Below are 13,926 nucleotides of genomic sequence, written 5' to 3'. Positions count from 1 at the left end.
GCCCTTGCGGTATCGGGCAGATTAAAGCTCTTGTTCAAACAGCCCGAGGATCGCCTCATAGAGCTGTTTCACTGAAAAGCCACTGGCCGGGGTCGTGAAAATGGTGTCATCGCCGGCGATGGTACCCAGGATACCCTCCGATTTACCGAGCGAGTCCAGCAGGCGCGCGATCAGCTGGGCAGCGCCCGGGCTGGTGCGAATCACTACCACCGCGTCGTTGTAGTCCACATCCAGCACCAGATTCTTCAGCGGGCTGGTGGTGGTCGGCACGCCCAGTTCAGCCGGCAGGCAATAGACCATCTCCATTTTGGCATTGCGGGTACGCACCGCGCCAAATTTGGTCAGCATCCGGGAGACTTTGGACTGGTTGATATTATCAAACCCTTCCTCTTGCAGCGCCTGAACAATCTCGCTTTGAGAACTGAATTTTTCTTCTTTCAGCAGCGCTTTAAAGGCTTTGATCAGATCTTCTTGTTTTGCGGGATTACGCATTGTTGCACCGTGTATAGCAGAAGTTGACGTCATTATTATGCATATAAATGAATTTTTATGCAAAAGCAAGTTTGGGCCTCATCTTCGGAGGCTTACTCGCACAAGGAAAGGCGCGGAGTGTAGCAAAATCACTGCGTGATGAATATGCCGTTTCCGTCGGGTTTTCAGGGGAGTGGCAATATGTTGGATTGTTATTACTATTATGTTGTTCAAATGTTGTGCATTGATGCAATGCGGCTCACGGTTAGCAGCCTGTGAATCGTGTCATACTCTGACGGCTCTTTGTGCACTATGATCTTCATTTACTTCGCCGTTTCCTTAATGTTCGGGCTGAATTATCGCCTAGGCCCGCACAAGCCCCGTTAATGGTTTGTGGTGGATCACGCGATGACGTAAAGTATTAATGTTCTGAATTCACAGCATTTTTACGTTTACCATAAAAAGGAGTATAGGATGAAAGTTGCAGTCCTCGGCGCAGCCGGCGGTATTGGTCAGGCGCTCGCCCTTTTGCTTAAAACCCAATTGCCTTCAGGTTCGGAACTCTCCCTCTATGACATCGCACCCGTTACGCCCGGCGTGGCGGTGGATCTCAGCCACATCCCTACTGCGGTTCACATTCAAGGCTTCAGCGGTGAAGATGCCACACCGGCACTGCATGGCGCTGACGTGGTCTTGATCTCGGCCGGGGTAGCACGCAAGCCGGGTATGGATCGCTCCGATCTGTTCAACGTCAACGCCGGGATTGTGCGCAACCTGATTCAGCAAGTGGCAGACACCTGCCCCAATGCGTTGATCGGCATTATCACCAACCCGGTCAATACCACGGTGGCGATTGCCGCAGAGGTGCTGAAAAAAGCGGGCGTGTATGACAAAAACAGGCTGTTTGGCGTGACTACGCTGGATACCATCCGGGCAAATACCTTTGTCGCGGCGCTGAAAGGCAAACAGCCGGAAGAGGTAGAGGTGCCGGTGATTGGCGGGCACTCCGGCGTCACGATTCTGCCGCTGCTTTCACAGGTGCCGGGCGTCAGCTTCTCAGAGGAAGAAGTCACGGAGCTGACCAAGCGTATCCAGAATGCCGGTACAGAGGTTGTGGAAGCCAAAGCGGGCGGCGGGTCGGCCACGCTCTCTATGGGCCAGGCCGCGGCGCGGTTCGGGTTGTCCCTGGTTCGGGCCTTGCAAGGCGAAAGCAACGTGGTGGAGTGTGCCTACGTTGAAGGGGATGGCCGCTATGCCCGCTTCTTTGCACAACCCTTGTTGCTGGGTAAAGAGGGGGTGGCTGAACGGCAGGAGATCGGCACACTGAGCGCCTTTGAACAACAGGCGCTGGAAGGGATGCTGGATGTCCTGCGCAAGGATATTGAACTGGGGGAACAGTTCATCAACAACTGACCCACCCCACTACCGCTGGCGTTATGCCAGCGGTTCGTCTTTGGCCGCTTGCGCCGTGCTTTTTTTACGGGATACCGGCGATTTCTGTGCAACCTCTCTCTTCGCTTTCACCACAGGCCGGCATAACGCCTGCGGCAGCGGCCGGCGCGTCTTCCTTTCTACCGGCAACCGCGTCTCTTCATCAAAATAGCGGCTGGGCCAGATCTGGCGCGGGTGCAGGTCCAACGCATGGGCAATGATCCACTCGCCTTTAGGCCACGGGCGATAAAGAACGTTGGCCAGGGTCGAGGAGCTTAACCCGGCTGCCCGTGACAGCGCCGCCATTGACATCCCTTTTTTGTGCAGGGCGGAAATAATGTCTGCCGAATGCCAATCCTTCCTGATGTTATCTTCCATTCCCTTTGTCCTTACTCATCCAGATGCATTGTATGCCGGGGATACCCACCGCCGCATTTTCAGAAAATAAATAACATCATATTTCTTAATCCTGCGCAAACAACTTTCTGAAAGTGGCTGCAAATGTGTGCCAGATACCAAATATTGCCTGCAATTGCAGTGAAATACAGAGGATCTGAAAGAAAGTGAAAGGGGCTCATCAATCAATGAATGAGAAAATATCAGGCTTTTTTATGGGAAAAATAATCAGAAAATTTCTATAAAAAGAGAGGGGGCGAGGAACTTACAGGAAGCTGAAAATGATCAGTCGCTGAAAGACTGACAGGCAGCACCCTGATGACGCCGGAAGGCAAGGGGCGGGGGAGCCGGCGGCGGGTCAGCCGCCGCCGGCACGGGGATCAGTAATCCCGTTTTACGGCCAGATGCGCCAGCCCTTCCAGGGCACGGCGGTAAGGGGTATCCGGCAGGATGCGGAGGCAGGCGATAGCTTTATCTGCTTCCTCTTCCGCCCGCTGCCGGGTATAAGCCAGCGACCCGACCTGATGCATGGTTTCCAGCACCGGCTCCAGCAGGTGGCGGCCATTCCCTTCCTCAATGGCCTGACGAATCATGGCAGACTGCTCCGCGTTGCCATGTTTCATCGCATGAAGCAGGGGCAGCGTCGGTTTGCCTTCGTCCAGATCGTCGCCGGTATTTTTGCCCAACGTGCCGCCATCGGCATCGTAATCCAGCAAATCATCAATTAACTGGAACGCGGTGCCCAGATAACGGCCGTAGTCCTGCAGCGCTTTTTCCTGCTGTTCGGTGGCATCCGAGAGGATGGCAGACGCCTGCGCCGCCGCCTCAAACAGCCGGGCGGTTTTGCTGTAAATCACCCGCATGTAACTCTCCTCGGTAATGTCCGGATCGTTACAGTTCATCAGCTGCAGCACTTCGCCTTCCGCGATCACATTCACCGCTTCAGACATCAGCGCCAGCACCCGCAGTGACTCCAGGCCGGTCATCATCTGGAAGGCGCGGGTATAGATAAAATCGCCGACCAGCACGCTGGCTGCGTTGCCGAATGCGGCGTTGGCCGTGGCTTTCCCGCGGCGCATGTCCGATTCGTCCACCACATCGTCATGCAGCAGGGTGGCGGTATGAATAAATTCAATCAGGGCCGCTACCGTGACATGTTTCTGGCCGGTGTAGCTGAGTGCCCGGGCAGCCAGCACCGCAATCATCGGCCGGATGCGTTTGCCGCCACCGCTGATGATGTAATAACCCAACTGATTGATCAGTGTGACGTCAGAGTTGAGCTGGTCGAGAATGATCGCGTTTACAGCCGCCATATCTTGTGCGGTAAGGTCGGTAATCTGTTCAAGGTTCATTGTGTTTTTTTCTATTAGGATGCTCTTCACCATGAATGGGAGCACCGCACGCAGCGGCTCATCGTAGTAACGGTATCTTTGATTGTACTTGAAAAATGGCATAGATAAACGTCGCGAAATGAGCTGTGCTTTTTTTCTTCTTCTGACTTTATTCTGCTCTTGTCATGCGAGGCTTTTTTGCGTAGAATTCGCGCCCTATTGTGAATATTTATAGCGCGCTTTGAACTACTAAAGGCGAGTGCGCGGAAAGCGGAGTTTTATATGTACGCGGTTTTCCAAAGTGGTGGTAAACAACACCGAGTAAGCGAAGGTCAGACCGTTCGCTTGGAAAAGCTGGACATCGCAACTGGTGAAGCTGTTGAGTTTGACCAAGTGCTGATGATTGCCAATGGTGAAGAAATCAATATCGGCGTTCCTTTCGTCGATGGCGGCAAAATCACCGCTGAAGTTGTTGCTCACGGTCGTGGCGAGAAAATTAAAATCGTTAAGTTTCGTCGTCGTAAACACTACCGTAAGCAGCAGGGCCACCGTCAGTGGTTCACTGATGTGAAAATCACCGGCATCAGCGCTTAAGTTTAGGAGCATAAAATGGCACATAAAAAGGCTGGCGGCTCGACTCGTAACGGTCGCGATTCCGAAGCTAAACGTCTGGGCGTGAAACGCTTTGGCGGCGAAGCAGTTCTGGCAGGCAGCATCATCGTTCGTCAGCGCGGGACCAAGTTCCACGCAGGCACCAACGTTGGTTGCGGCAAAGACCACACCCTGTTCGCACTGGCTGACGGTAAAGTCAAGTTTGAAGTAAAAGGCCCGAACAATCGTAAATTCATCAGCATCGTTGCTGAATAAGTTTTTCGAGCCTTACTGGTAGATGTAAGCCCCGCAATTCTGTTGCGGGGCTTTTTACATTTTAGCGTGGACGTCGGGATAAGTTATGGAAACCAGGCAGCAGGCGGGCATCGGCATTATGCTGGCATTGACCACCGCCATATTTTGGGGGGCGTTGCCCATCGCGATGAAGCAGGTGCTTCAGGTGATGGACCCTTTCACCGTTGTCTGGTACCGCTTTTCCATGGCTTCGCTGGGGCTGGGCGGGCTGCTTGCCGTCAAAGGCAAGCTGCCGTCGCTGCGGCTGTTTGGTAAGCCGCGCTGGCTGGCGCTGATTGCCATCGCCACCGCAGGGTTGCTGGGGAACTTTATCTTTTTCAGCTCCTCGCTCCAGTACCTGAGCCCGACGGCGTCCCAGGTCATTGGCCAGCTCTCCCCGGTCGGGATGATGATCGCCAGCGTGTTCATCCTGAAAGAGCGGATGCGCATCACCCAGGTGATCGGGGCGGCCATGCTGGTCTGCGGGCTGATCATGTTTTTCAACAGCAGCCTGATTGAGATTTTCACCCGGCTGACCGATTACACGCTGGGCGTGTTGCTCGGCGTCTGTGCTGCGTCGGTCTGGGTATGCTACGGCGTGGCACAAAAGGTTCTTTTGCGTCGCCTGGCATCGCAACAGATCCTGGTAGTGTTGTACACTTTATGTGCAGTGGCGCTTTTCCCCCTGGCGCATCCGGGGATGATTATGCAACTCAGCGGCTGGCAACTCGCCTGTCTGCTGTTTTGCGGCGCCAACACCCTGATTGGTTACGGTGCGCTGGCTGAGGCCATGGCGCGCTGGCAGGCGGCACAGGTAAGTGCCCTGGTAACGCTGACACCGCTGTTTACCCTGCTATTTTCGAATTTACTGGCATTGGCCTGGCCGCTCTTCTTCGCGGTGCCTGCGCTGAATGTGGTGGGATACCTCGGGGCAATCGTTGTGGTGTCAGGGGCAATGTTTTCCGCAATTGGTCACCGTTGGTGGCCCGGGCGGACAGAAAAAAGTCTGGTGGCTTCCCTGAAGCAGACAGACGAATGATTTACGGAGACAGCAAATGAAGTTTGTAGATGAAGCCACGATTCTGGTGGTAGCGGGTGACGGCGGTAACGGTTGTGTGAGTTTCCGTCGTGAGAAATATATTCCCAAAGGCGGCCCGGATGGCGGCGACGGCGGCGACGGCGGCGACGTCTACCTGTTGGCGGATGAGAACCTGAATACCCTGATCGACTACCGTTTTGAGAAATCTTTCCGTGCAGAACGGGGTGAAAACGGCCAGAGCCGTGACTGCACCGGTAAACGCGGCAAAGACATCACCATCAAGGTACCGGTCGGGACCCGTATTATCGACCAGGGCACCGGCGAAGTGGTGGGCGATCTGACCCGTCACCAGCAGCGCCTGATGGTGGCCAAGGGCGGTTTCCACGGCCTGGGTAACACCCGGTTCAAATCCTCCGTTAACCGTACGCCGCGCCAGAAAACCATGGGCACGCCGGGCGAGAAGCGCGACATTAACCTTGAGCTGCTGCTGCTGGCGGACGTCGGCATGCTGGGCCTGCCGAACGCCGGTAAGTCCACGTTCATCCGCGCCGTCTCTGCCGCGAAGCCGAAAGTGGCGGACTACCCGTTCACCACGCTGGTACCGAGCCTGGGCGTAGTGCGTATGGACAGCGAGCAGAGCTTCGTGGTGGCGGATATTCCCGGCCTGATCGAAGGTGCCTCTGAAGGTGCCGGTCTCGGCATCCGCTTCCTGAAGCACCTGGAGCGCTGCCGCGTGCTGCTGCACCTGGTGGACATCGCCCCTATTGATGAGTCCGATCCGGTGCAGAACGCCCACGTCATCATTAACGAGCTGAAACAGTACAGCGAAAAGCTGTCTGAGAAGCCGCGCTGGCTGGTCTTCAACAAAGTTGACCTGCTGGACGATGAAGAAGCGGAAGCACGCGCCAAGGCGATTGCCGAAGGCATGGGCTGGGAAGGAAAATACTACCTGATCTCTGCCGCAAACCGTGCCGGGGTTAATGCCCTGTGCTGGGATGTGATGAGCTTCCTGAACACGCAACCGCGCGAAATGGCCGTTGAAGAAACCAAGCCGGAGAAAGCGGAGTTCATGTGGGATGATTACCACCGTGAGCAGCTGGCAGAAGCCGAGGCGGAAGCGGAAGAAGAGTGGGATGACGACTGGGACGAAGATGACGACGAAGGCGTCGAAATCGTTTACCAGCGTTAATCTGCTGACAAAAAAGGTTGCCTGCGGGCAACCTTTTTTATGTGTGCAAACCAATGTTTATGCGAAATCGAGCCGGTTGGGCAGCAGGCAACAGGCTGCAAGCCCGCCTTGCGGCCTGTTTTGCAGCGTGACTTTCCCCTGATGAAGCTGGGCGATACGAATCACGATATTTAGCCCCAGCCCACTGCCGCCATAACGCTGATCCATACGCTTAAACGCTTTTGTCAGCTCGCCTGCCAGGCTTTCATCAATACCCGGCCCCTCATCACTGACGGTAAGCTGCCATTGCGCCGGTAGCGCGTCACAGGTAATGGTGATGTGGCTCTGTTCCGGGCTGTAGCGGTGGGCGTTTTCTACCAGGTTACGCAGCATCAGGCGCAGCAGCACCGCGTCACCCTGTATCCGGGCTTGTGCCGGCATCTGCCAAATCAACGTCTGATGGCGTTGTGCCGCCATCTCTTCCAGCTCTTCACGCAAGGGGAGGGCGACCTCCTCTACCCAATTGATCTGCTGATAATGACCTTCAGCAAAATTCTGCCCGGCGCGTGACAACATCAACAGCTGCTCAATGGTGTGCATCAGCAGATCGAGGCGGGCAATCAATACCCGGCTTTCTGCGATCCCTTTTTGCTCCATCAGCTCCAGATGCAGCCGGATTCCGGCCAGAGGGGTGCGCAATTCATGGGCGGCATCGGCGGTGAATAACCGCTCCTGCTGAATGGTATTGGAGAGCCGCGCTAATAGCTGGTTAAGGGACGTGGTGACAGAGACGATCTCCTGTATGTCACTGTTGATCGGCAGCGGAGTCAGGTTATCGGCAGAGCGGCGCTGTAAACGCTGCTGTAACTGGTTCAGCGGCCGGATAATCCAGCTGATGGCCCAGAAGGAGAGCAGGAGGGTGACACCCAGCATAATCAGAGAGGGGGCGAGCAGCGAGGCGACCGCCTCGGCAATCTCCATCTCGACATGCTGGTTGCGCACCTTGGCGGTCAGGGTGTCATTGACCAGCAGGCTGATCTGTTCACGGCTCTCATGCCAGAGCCAGAAGACGCTGGTCAGCTGCGTCACCAGCAGAATCAACGCCAGCATCAATAACAAACGCCGACGCATACTGATCATGGCTGAGCGTCCAGCCGGTAACCGATGCCGCGCACGGTGCGGATACGCTCTTTGCCGAGCTTCCGGCGCAGGTTATGGATATGCACTTCCAACGTGTTGGAGCCTAAATCGTCCTGCCAGGTATAGAGGTCGTGCTGTAACAATTCCCGGTTTACCGTCTGCCCGGCCCGCAGCATCAGCCGGGAGAGAATGGCAAACTCCTTGGGCGTCACCTCAAGCGGTTTATTGTCCAGGGACACCTGCTGTGTAGAGAGGTTCAGCGTGAGATCATCCAGGGTCAGCAGGTTATCGCTGTGCCCCTGGTAACGCCGCAGCAGGGCGCGCACCCGCGCCTGCAGTTCAGCCAGGGCAAAGGGTTTGATCAGGTAATCATCGGCACCTGCATCCAGCCCTTCGACCCGGTCTTCCATCGCATCACGCGCCGTCAGAATCAATACCGGCAACGCCATATTCTCCCGCCGCCACTGGCGCAACAGCGAGGTGCCGTCGCGATCCGGCAGGCCCAGGTCAAGAATAATCAGGCTGTACTGACTGGCGGGAAGATAGCGTTCAGCCTCCGCAGCGCGGCTGACACAATCGCAGGCGTACCCCTCCGCTGAGAGGGCCGCGGAAAGCCCCTGCTGTAACAACGCATCATCTTCGACAATCAGTATCTTCATCGATTAATTATTCTGATAAATGTCCCGGTAGAGACGGCTTTCAAACCTGACCAGCGGGGCCCGGCGCGTGCGCTGATCCTCCGGTGGAACCGCATACCCGGACAGGTACTGGACGAACGCCATTTTCTGACCGCTGGCTGTGGTAATAAAGCCCGCCAGGTTATACACGCCCTGGAGCGCGCCGGTCTTCGCAGAGACTTTACCGTCAACCCCGGCCTCATGCAGGCCACCGCGGTAACGCAGGGTGCCGTCATAGCCGGCCAGCGGCAGCATAGAGATAAAATCGAGCTCGTTATCATGCTGGGCGATATATTGCAGCGCCTGCATCATGGTGGCAGGGGCGAGCAGGTTGTGGCGTGAGAGCCCGGAGCCATCCACCACGATGCTGTTGCCCAAATCCACCCCGGCTTTTTGCCGCAAAATCTGGCGGACGGCATCCGCCCCGGCGCGCCAGGTGCCCGGTACGCCGAAACGCTCATGGCCAATGGTGCGGAAAACCGTGTCCGCGATCATATTGTCAGACTTCTTCAGCATGATTTTCAGCAGATCATGCAACGGCAGGGACTGCGTCTGCGCCAGCACGGAACCAGCCGGCGTCGGCAGGGTCTGGCGTTTCAGAGTGCCGCCGATACGGATACCGGCATCCTGAAGTTCGTCTTTAAGAATAGCACCGGCATAGGCGGCACCGTCCTGAATAGCGAAGGCCAGCGGCAGCGGGTCAGCGCGCTGGGTCAGGCAGCCGGTCAGCGTAAAGCGGTTAAGCTCCCCCGGTACCACATCCAGTTCACAATACTGGGCATCAGGCGAGCCTTTGGCCAGCGTACGCACCTGGCTGAACATATGCACCGGGTAGTAGGAGGCTACGCGGATGAAGGCGATGTCATTGGGCTTAGGGGCGCTGTAAAGCGAGACCGAGAAGCAGTTGCGGTCAACAATCGCCGCTGCCGGCGGGGCGCTGAAGCACTGGGTGATGTCATTCCATGGCCAGCCGGGCGCTTTGTCATGGCTGGCGAAAACCGAGGTGTCCACAATCACATCCCCGGTGATTTCATGGATGCCCTGTTTTTTCAGCACCGCGACCATATTGCGCAGGTTCTGGCGCTTAAAGGTCGGGTCACCATCGAAACGCGCTACCAGGTTACCGCGTAATACGCCATCTGCCACCGGCGCACTGCTTTCAAACGTGGTATTGAAGCGGAAATCCGGCCCCAGTTGCAGCAATGCGGCCAGCGCAGTCAGGACTTTCTGGGTACTGGCCGGCAGGGCCATATGCTGGCCGTGGTAATCGATGGCAGGCGTCGTCGCGCCGACTTTCTGAACCAGCAGCGCCAGATTGGCGCCATCAGGCAGGTACTGCGTATAATCTTCGACCGGCGCAGCATGGGCAGACAACATAAATGCGCAGGTTAATCCGCTGACAATTCGTGAAAAACGCATAATTTTGGGGCAACAGATGGATAATGTGCCGCCATACTACGGTGCAAAGCAGGAAAAAGTAAACGATGACCCATAATGAACTCTACGTTAAAATGCGTATCAAAATGCAAAACCAATCCTGACCCGGCATGCTCTGCCGGTCAGGATTCTTTTGTTTCTCGCCTGGAAGCGGAAGGGCCACGCCGGTCCTGCGCATTTTCATCCGAACACGTCAGGAAGGCGGATTTTTAAACAGGACAGAAGTAGAGGTAGTGTAACTATGAAACAGATTCCGATGACGTTGCGTGGCGCAGAGAAATTGCGCGAAGAGCTTGATTACCTGAAGACGGTACGTCGCCCGAAAATCATCTCCGATATTGCTGATGCCCGTGAGCACGGCGATTTGAAAGAGAATGCTGAGTACCATGCCGCACGTGAGCAGCAAGGCTTCTGTGAAGGCCGTATTCAGGAGATCGAGGCGAAGCTGTCTAACGCTCAGGTGATAGACATCACAAAAATGCCAAATAATGGCCGGGTGATTTTTGGTGCCACCGTCAAGGTGCTGAACCTGGATACGGATGAGGAACAGTCCTACCGTATCGTAGGGGATGATGAGGCTGACTTTAAGCAGAACCTTATCTCCGTCAACTCCCCGATTGCCCGTGGCCTGATTGGGAAAGAGCAGGATGATGTGGTCGTGATTAACACCCCGGGCGGCGATGTGGAATATGAAATTCTGCATGTGGATTATCTTTAAGTCTGTCCGGATGCTTACAATCCCGCTACATTTGTAAAGATAAGAAAAAGGCCGCATGCGGCCTTTTATCAGAGCAGTGCACATGGCACCTTTTCAGTAAACGTGGGAAGCTTAACGCGGTAAGCTGATTTTCCGATCGTCAGAAGGACGATAGAGAACCAGAATATTACCGATAACTTGCACGTTAGCCGCGCCAGTTTCACGCACAATCGCATCAACGATCAGAGTTTTGGTTTCGCGCTCTTCAGCGGCGATCTTCACTTTAATCAGTTCATGATGCGCAAGCGCCTGCTCGATCTCGGCCAGCACCCCTTCGGTGAGCCCGTTATTACCCAGCATAACGACCGGTTTTAACGGATGCGCCAGGCCTTTCAGGTGCTGTTTTTGTTTGTTATTCAGATTCATCGTATTTTTTGCTTAGGTTGGGATTGAAAACGGGTCATTCTACCGCCATCTCAGGTCTATCACCAACCCGGTATCTGCCTCTCCGCCGCTGCCGTGCGCTAAGTAATCAATACCCTGTCTCTAAGGGCCTGTTAAATGGGCTTAAAATCAGGATAGTTGGAAAACCGATGACCAATAAAAAGCGTTCTGCCAGCTCCAGCCGCTGGTTACAGGAACACTTTAGCGATAAATATGTCCTGCAGGCACAGAAAAAAGGGCTACGCTCACGTGCCTGGTTTAAACTTGATGAGATACAACAAAGCGACAAACTCTTCAAACCGGGCATGACCGTTGTGGATTTAGGTGCCGCGCCGGGTGGGTGGTCACAGTATGTCGTCACTCAGATTGGTGGAAGCGGGCGCATTATTGCCTGTGATATTTTACCGATGGATCCTATCGTTGGCGTCGATTTCCTCCAGGGGGATTTTCGTGAGCCAATGGTGTTAGATGCGCTGTTACAACGCGTAGGCGACAAGAAAGTTCAGGTGGTCATGTCCGATATGGCCCCGAATATGAGTGGTACTCCGGCTGTCGATATTCCTAAATCGATGTATCTGGTTGAATTAGCGCTGGATATGTGTCGTGATGTACTGGCGCCAGGGGGAAGTTTCCTGGTGAAGGTGTTTCAGGGGGATGGGTTTGATGCATATTTGCGCGAAATCCGCTCTCTGTTTACGAAGGTTAAGATTCGTAAGCCAGACGCTTCCCGGGCGCGGTCGCGGGAAGTGTACATCGTAGCGACAGGGCGCAAACTGTAGTACCCTAACGCTGTTTGTTAACACAGTTGTAATATGAGGTTAATCCCTTGAGTGACATGGCGAAAAACCTAATTCTCTGGTTAGTCATCGCAGTTGTACTGATGTCTGTGTTCCAGAGCTTTGGGCCCAGCGAGTCGAATGGCCGTAGGGTAGATTATTCTACCTTCATGTCCGAATTGACCCAAGACCAGATTCGTGAAGCACGTATCAACGGACGTGAGATCAACGTTACCAAGAAAGACAGTAACCGATACACGACTTATCTCCCTGTTAACGATCCAAAATTACTGGATACCCTGTTAACGAAAAACGTGAAAGTTGTTGGTGAACCGCCTGAAGAGCCGAGTTTGCTGGCGTCTATCTTTATCTCCTGGTTCCCGATGCTGTTGCTGATTGGGGTCTGGATCTTCTTTATGCGGCAAATGCAGGGCGGCGGCGGCAAGGGCGCGATGTCCTTTGGCAAGAGCAAGGCCCGCATGTTGACGGAAGACCAGATCAAGACCACTTTCTCTGACGTTGCCGGTTGTGACGAAGCGAAAGAAGAGGTCAGCGAACTGGTGGATTACCTGCGCGAACCGAGCCGCTTCCAGAAACTGGGCGGTAAAATTCCGAAAGGCGTCCTGATGGTTGGCCCGCCGGGGACCGGTAAAACCTTGCTGGCAAAAGCGATTGCCGGTGAAGCGAAAGTGCCGTTCTTTACCATTTCCGGTTCTGACTTTGTTGAAATGTTCGTGGGTGTGGGTGCGTCCCGTGTCCGTGACATGTTTGAACAGGCGAAGAAAGCCGCACCTTGCATCATCTTCATCGATGAGATCGACGCCGTAGGCCGCCAGCGTGGCGCAGGCCTGGGTGGTGGTCACGATGAGCGTGAACAGACGCTGAACCAGATGCTGGTTGAGATGGATGGCTTCGAAGGCAATGAAGGTATCATCGTCATTGCGGCAACTAACCGCCCTGACGTACTGGACCCGGCTCTGCTGCGTCCGGGCCGTTTCGACCGCCAGGTTGTGGTCGGTCTGCCGGATGTGCGCGGCCGTGAACAGATTCTGAAAGTTCACATGCGCCGTGTGCCGCTGTCGCCTGACATCGATGCTTCTGTGATTGCGCGTGGTACGCCTGGCTTCTCCGGTGCCGATCTGGCTAACCTGGTGAACGAAGCGGCCTTGTTCGCCGCCCGCGGCAGCAAGCGCGTCGTCTCTATGGTTGAGTTTGAGAAAGCCAAAGACAAAATCATGATGGGTGCTGAGCGCCGTTCCATGGTGATGACCGAGTCGCAGAAAGAGTCCACGGCGTACCACGAAGCCGGGCACGCGATTATCGGCCGCCTGGTTCCGGAACATGACCCGGTACACAAAGTGACGATCATTCCGCGTGGCCGTGCACTGGGTGTGACCTTCTTCCTGCCGGAAGGGGATGCCATCAGTGCCAGCCGTCAGAAACTGGAAAGCCAGATTTCTACCCTGTACGGCGGCCGTCTGGCGGAAGAGATCATCTACGGGCCTGAAAAAGTCTCTACCGGTGCATCTAATGACATTAAAGTAGCCACCTCTATCGCACGTAACATGGTGACCCAATGGGGCTTCTCTGAGAAGCTGGGGCCGTTGCTGTATGCGGAAGAAGAGGGCGAAGTGTTCCTGGGCCGCTCAGTGGCGAAAGCCAAACACATGTCTGACGAAACGGCACGTATTATCGACCAGGAAGTCAAATCCCTGATTGAACGTAACTACGTACGCGCCCGTTCGCTGCTGATGGAAAACATGGACATCCTGCATTCGATGAAGGATGCCCTGATGAAGTATGAAACCATCGATGCACCGCAGATTGACGACCTGATGAACCGTAAAGATGTGCGTCCGCCTGCAGGCTGGGATGACGCGGTGAGGAACAACTCGAACGATGGCGGCTCGCCTAAAGCGCCAACGCCGGTCGACGACCCGCGTACAGCGAACCCCGGCAATACTATGTCTGAGCAGTTCGGCGACAAGTAAGCCTGCGTTTGCCAGAGATGTTGTTTGTTAATGTCTAACCCCG

Annotated in this window: 15 protein-coding genes; 8 read left to right on the top strand and 7 right to left on the bottom strand. The window is 55.1% G+C overall.

What is annotated here, in order from left to right:
• Positions 1 to 21: 21 nt before the first annotated feature.
• Positions 22 to 492 carry a transcriptional regulator ArgR gene (argR, locus tag CYR32_RS13880; RefSeq protein ID WP_101825402.1) on the bottom strand — a complete coding sequence of 157 codons (471 nt, stop codon included), beginning with the start codon at positions 490 to 492 and terminating at the stop codon, positions 22 to 24.
• 453 nt (positions 493 to 945) lie between these two features.
• Here argR and mdh point away from each other — a divergent pair, with 453 nt between their 5' ends.
• The gene (gene mdh, locus CYR32_RS13875; RefSeq protein WP_101825399.1) at positions 946 to 1,884 is read left to right on the top strand and encodes a malate dehydrogenase; all 939 of its coding nucleotides are present in this window, start codon (positions 946 to 948) and stop codon (positions 1,882 to 1,884) included.
• Between the two features lie 21 nt (positions 1,885 to 1,905).
• On the opposite strand, the gene CYR32_RS13870 is transcribed toward mdh, so the two are convergent.
• On the bottom strand, positions 1,906 to 2,280 hold the full coding sequence (locus CYR32_RS13870; RefSeq protein WP_101825397.1) for a helix-turn-helix domain-containing protein: 375 nt from the start codon (positions 2,278 to 2,280) through the stop codon (positions 1,906 to 1,908).
• A gap of 398 nt (positions 2,281 to 2,678) precedes the next feature.
• Complete coding sequence (gene ispB / locus CYR32_RS13865; protein ID WP_101825394.1) at positions 2,679 to 3,650, bottom strand: octaprenyl diphosphate synthase; 972 nt, start codon at positions 3,648 to 3,650, stop codon at positions 2,679 to 2,681.
• Positions 3,651 to 3,911: 261 nt separating this feature from the next.
• On the opposite strand from ispB, the gene rplU reads away from it, so the two are divergent.
• The 4 genes from rplU to cgtA all read left to right on the top strand — a co-directional run bounded on the left by rplU (position 3,912) and on the right by cgtA (position 6,742).
• The gene (gene rplU, locus CYR32_RS13860) at positions 3,912 to 4,223 is read left to right on the top strand and encodes a 50S ribosomal protein L21 (RefSeq protein ID WP_072927084.1); all 312 of its coding nucleotides are present in this window, start codon (positions 3,912 to 3,914) and stop codon (positions 4,221 to 4,223) included.
• A 15-nt stretch (positions 4,224 to 4,238) separates the two neighbouring features.
• Entirely contained in the window at positions 4,239 to 4,496 is a 258-nt protein-coding gene (gene rpmA / locus CYR32_RS13855; RefSeq protein WP_072927085.1) for a 50S ribosomal protein L27, read from the top strand.
• An 85-nt stretch (positions 4,497 to 4,581) separates the two neighbouring features.
• Positions 4,582 to 5,553, top strand: coding sequence for a DMT family transporter (locus CYR32_RS13850; RefSeq protein WP_101825392.1), 972 nt, complete (start codon positions 4,582 to 4,584; stop codon positions 5,551 to 5,553).
• Between the two features lie 16 nt (positions 5,554 to 5,569).
• A complete protein-coding gene (cgtA, locus tag CYR32_RS13845; RefSeq protein WP_101825389.1) occupies positions 5,570 to 6,742 on the top strand; it encodes an Obg family GTPase CgtA in 1,173 nt (390 codons plus the stop codon).
• Between the two features lie 57 nt (positions 6,743 to 6,799).
• Here the strand turns inward: cgtA and pmrB are convergent, their stop codons facing one another.
• The 3 genes from pmrB to dacB are packed head-to-tail and all read right to left on the bottom strand — an operon-like array spanning position 6,800 to position 9,957.
• Entirely contained in the window at positions 6,800 to 7,861 is a 1,062-nt protein-coding gene (pmrB, locus tag CYR32_RS13840; protein WP_101825385.1) for a two-component system sensor histidine kinase PmrB, read from the bottom strand.
• Complete coding sequence (gene pmrA / locus CYR32_RS13835) at positions 7,858 to 8,520, bottom strand: two-component system response regulator PmrA (RefSeq protein WP_101825382.1); 663 nt, start codon at positions 8,518 to 8,520, stop codon at positions 7,858 to 7,860. Before pmrA ends, pmrB begins: the two co-directional genes overlap by 4 nt.
• A 3-nt stretch (positions 8,521 to 8,523) precedes the next feature.
• Positions 8,524 to 9,957 carry a serine-type D-Ala-D-Ala carboxypeptidase gene (dacB, locus tag CYR32_RS13830; protein WP_101825380.1) on the bottom strand — a complete coding sequence of 478 codons (1,434 nt, stop codon included), beginning with the start codon at positions 9,955 to 9,957 and terminating at the stop codon, positions 8,524 to 8,526.
• 259 nt (positions 9,958 to 10,216) lie between these two features.
• On the opposite strand from dacB, the gene greA reads away from it, so the two are divergent.
• Entirely contained in the window at positions 10,217 to 10,693 is a 477-nt protein-coding gene (gene greA, locus CYR32_RS13825) for a transcription elongation factor GreA (protein WP_101825377.1), read from the top strand.
• Between the two features lie 111 nt (positions 10,694 to 10,804).
• On the opposite strand, the gene yhbY is transcribed toward greA, so the two are convergent.
• Entirely contained in the window at positions 10,805 to 11,098 is a 294-nt protein-coding gene (gene yhbY / locus CYR32_RS13820) for a ribosome assembly RNA-binding protein YhbY (RefSeq protein WP_072927097.1), read from the bottom strand.
• A 167-nt stretch (positions 11,099 to 11,265) separates the two neighbouring features.
• Between yhbY and rlmE the strand changes: the two genes are divergently transcribed.
• Both rlmE and ftsH read left to right on the top strand, forming a co-directional pair.
• Positions 11,266 to 11,895 (top strand): 23S rRNA (uridine(2552)-2'-O)-methyltransferase RlmE, encoded by a 630-nt coding sequence (rlmE, locus tag CYR32_RS13815; RefSeq protein ID WP_101825375.1) that lies wholly within the window; start codon positions 11,266 to 11,268, stop codon positions 11,893 to 11,895.
• Positions 11,896 to 11,942: 47 nt separating this feature from the next.
• Positions 11,943 to 13,883, top strand: a complete 1,941-nt coding sequence (gene ftsH / locus CYR32_RS13810; protein ID WP_165698245.1) for an ATP-dependent zinc metalloprotease FtsH — start codon at positions 11,943 to 11,945, stop codon at positions 13,881 to 13,883.
• Positions 13,884 to 13,926 lie beyond the last annotated feature (43 nt).

The sequence above is a fragment of the Chimaeribacter coloradensis genome (assembly GCF_002858715.1).
In the GTDB taxonomy this organism is placed as follows: Bacteria; Pseudomonadota; Gammaproteobacteria; order Enterobacterales; family Enterobacteriaceae; genus Chimaeribacter; species Chimaeribacter coloradensis.
The sequence above is the reverse complement of the archived record's forward strand: the minus strand, read 5'-3'. Positions and strand labels throughout refer to the sequence as shown.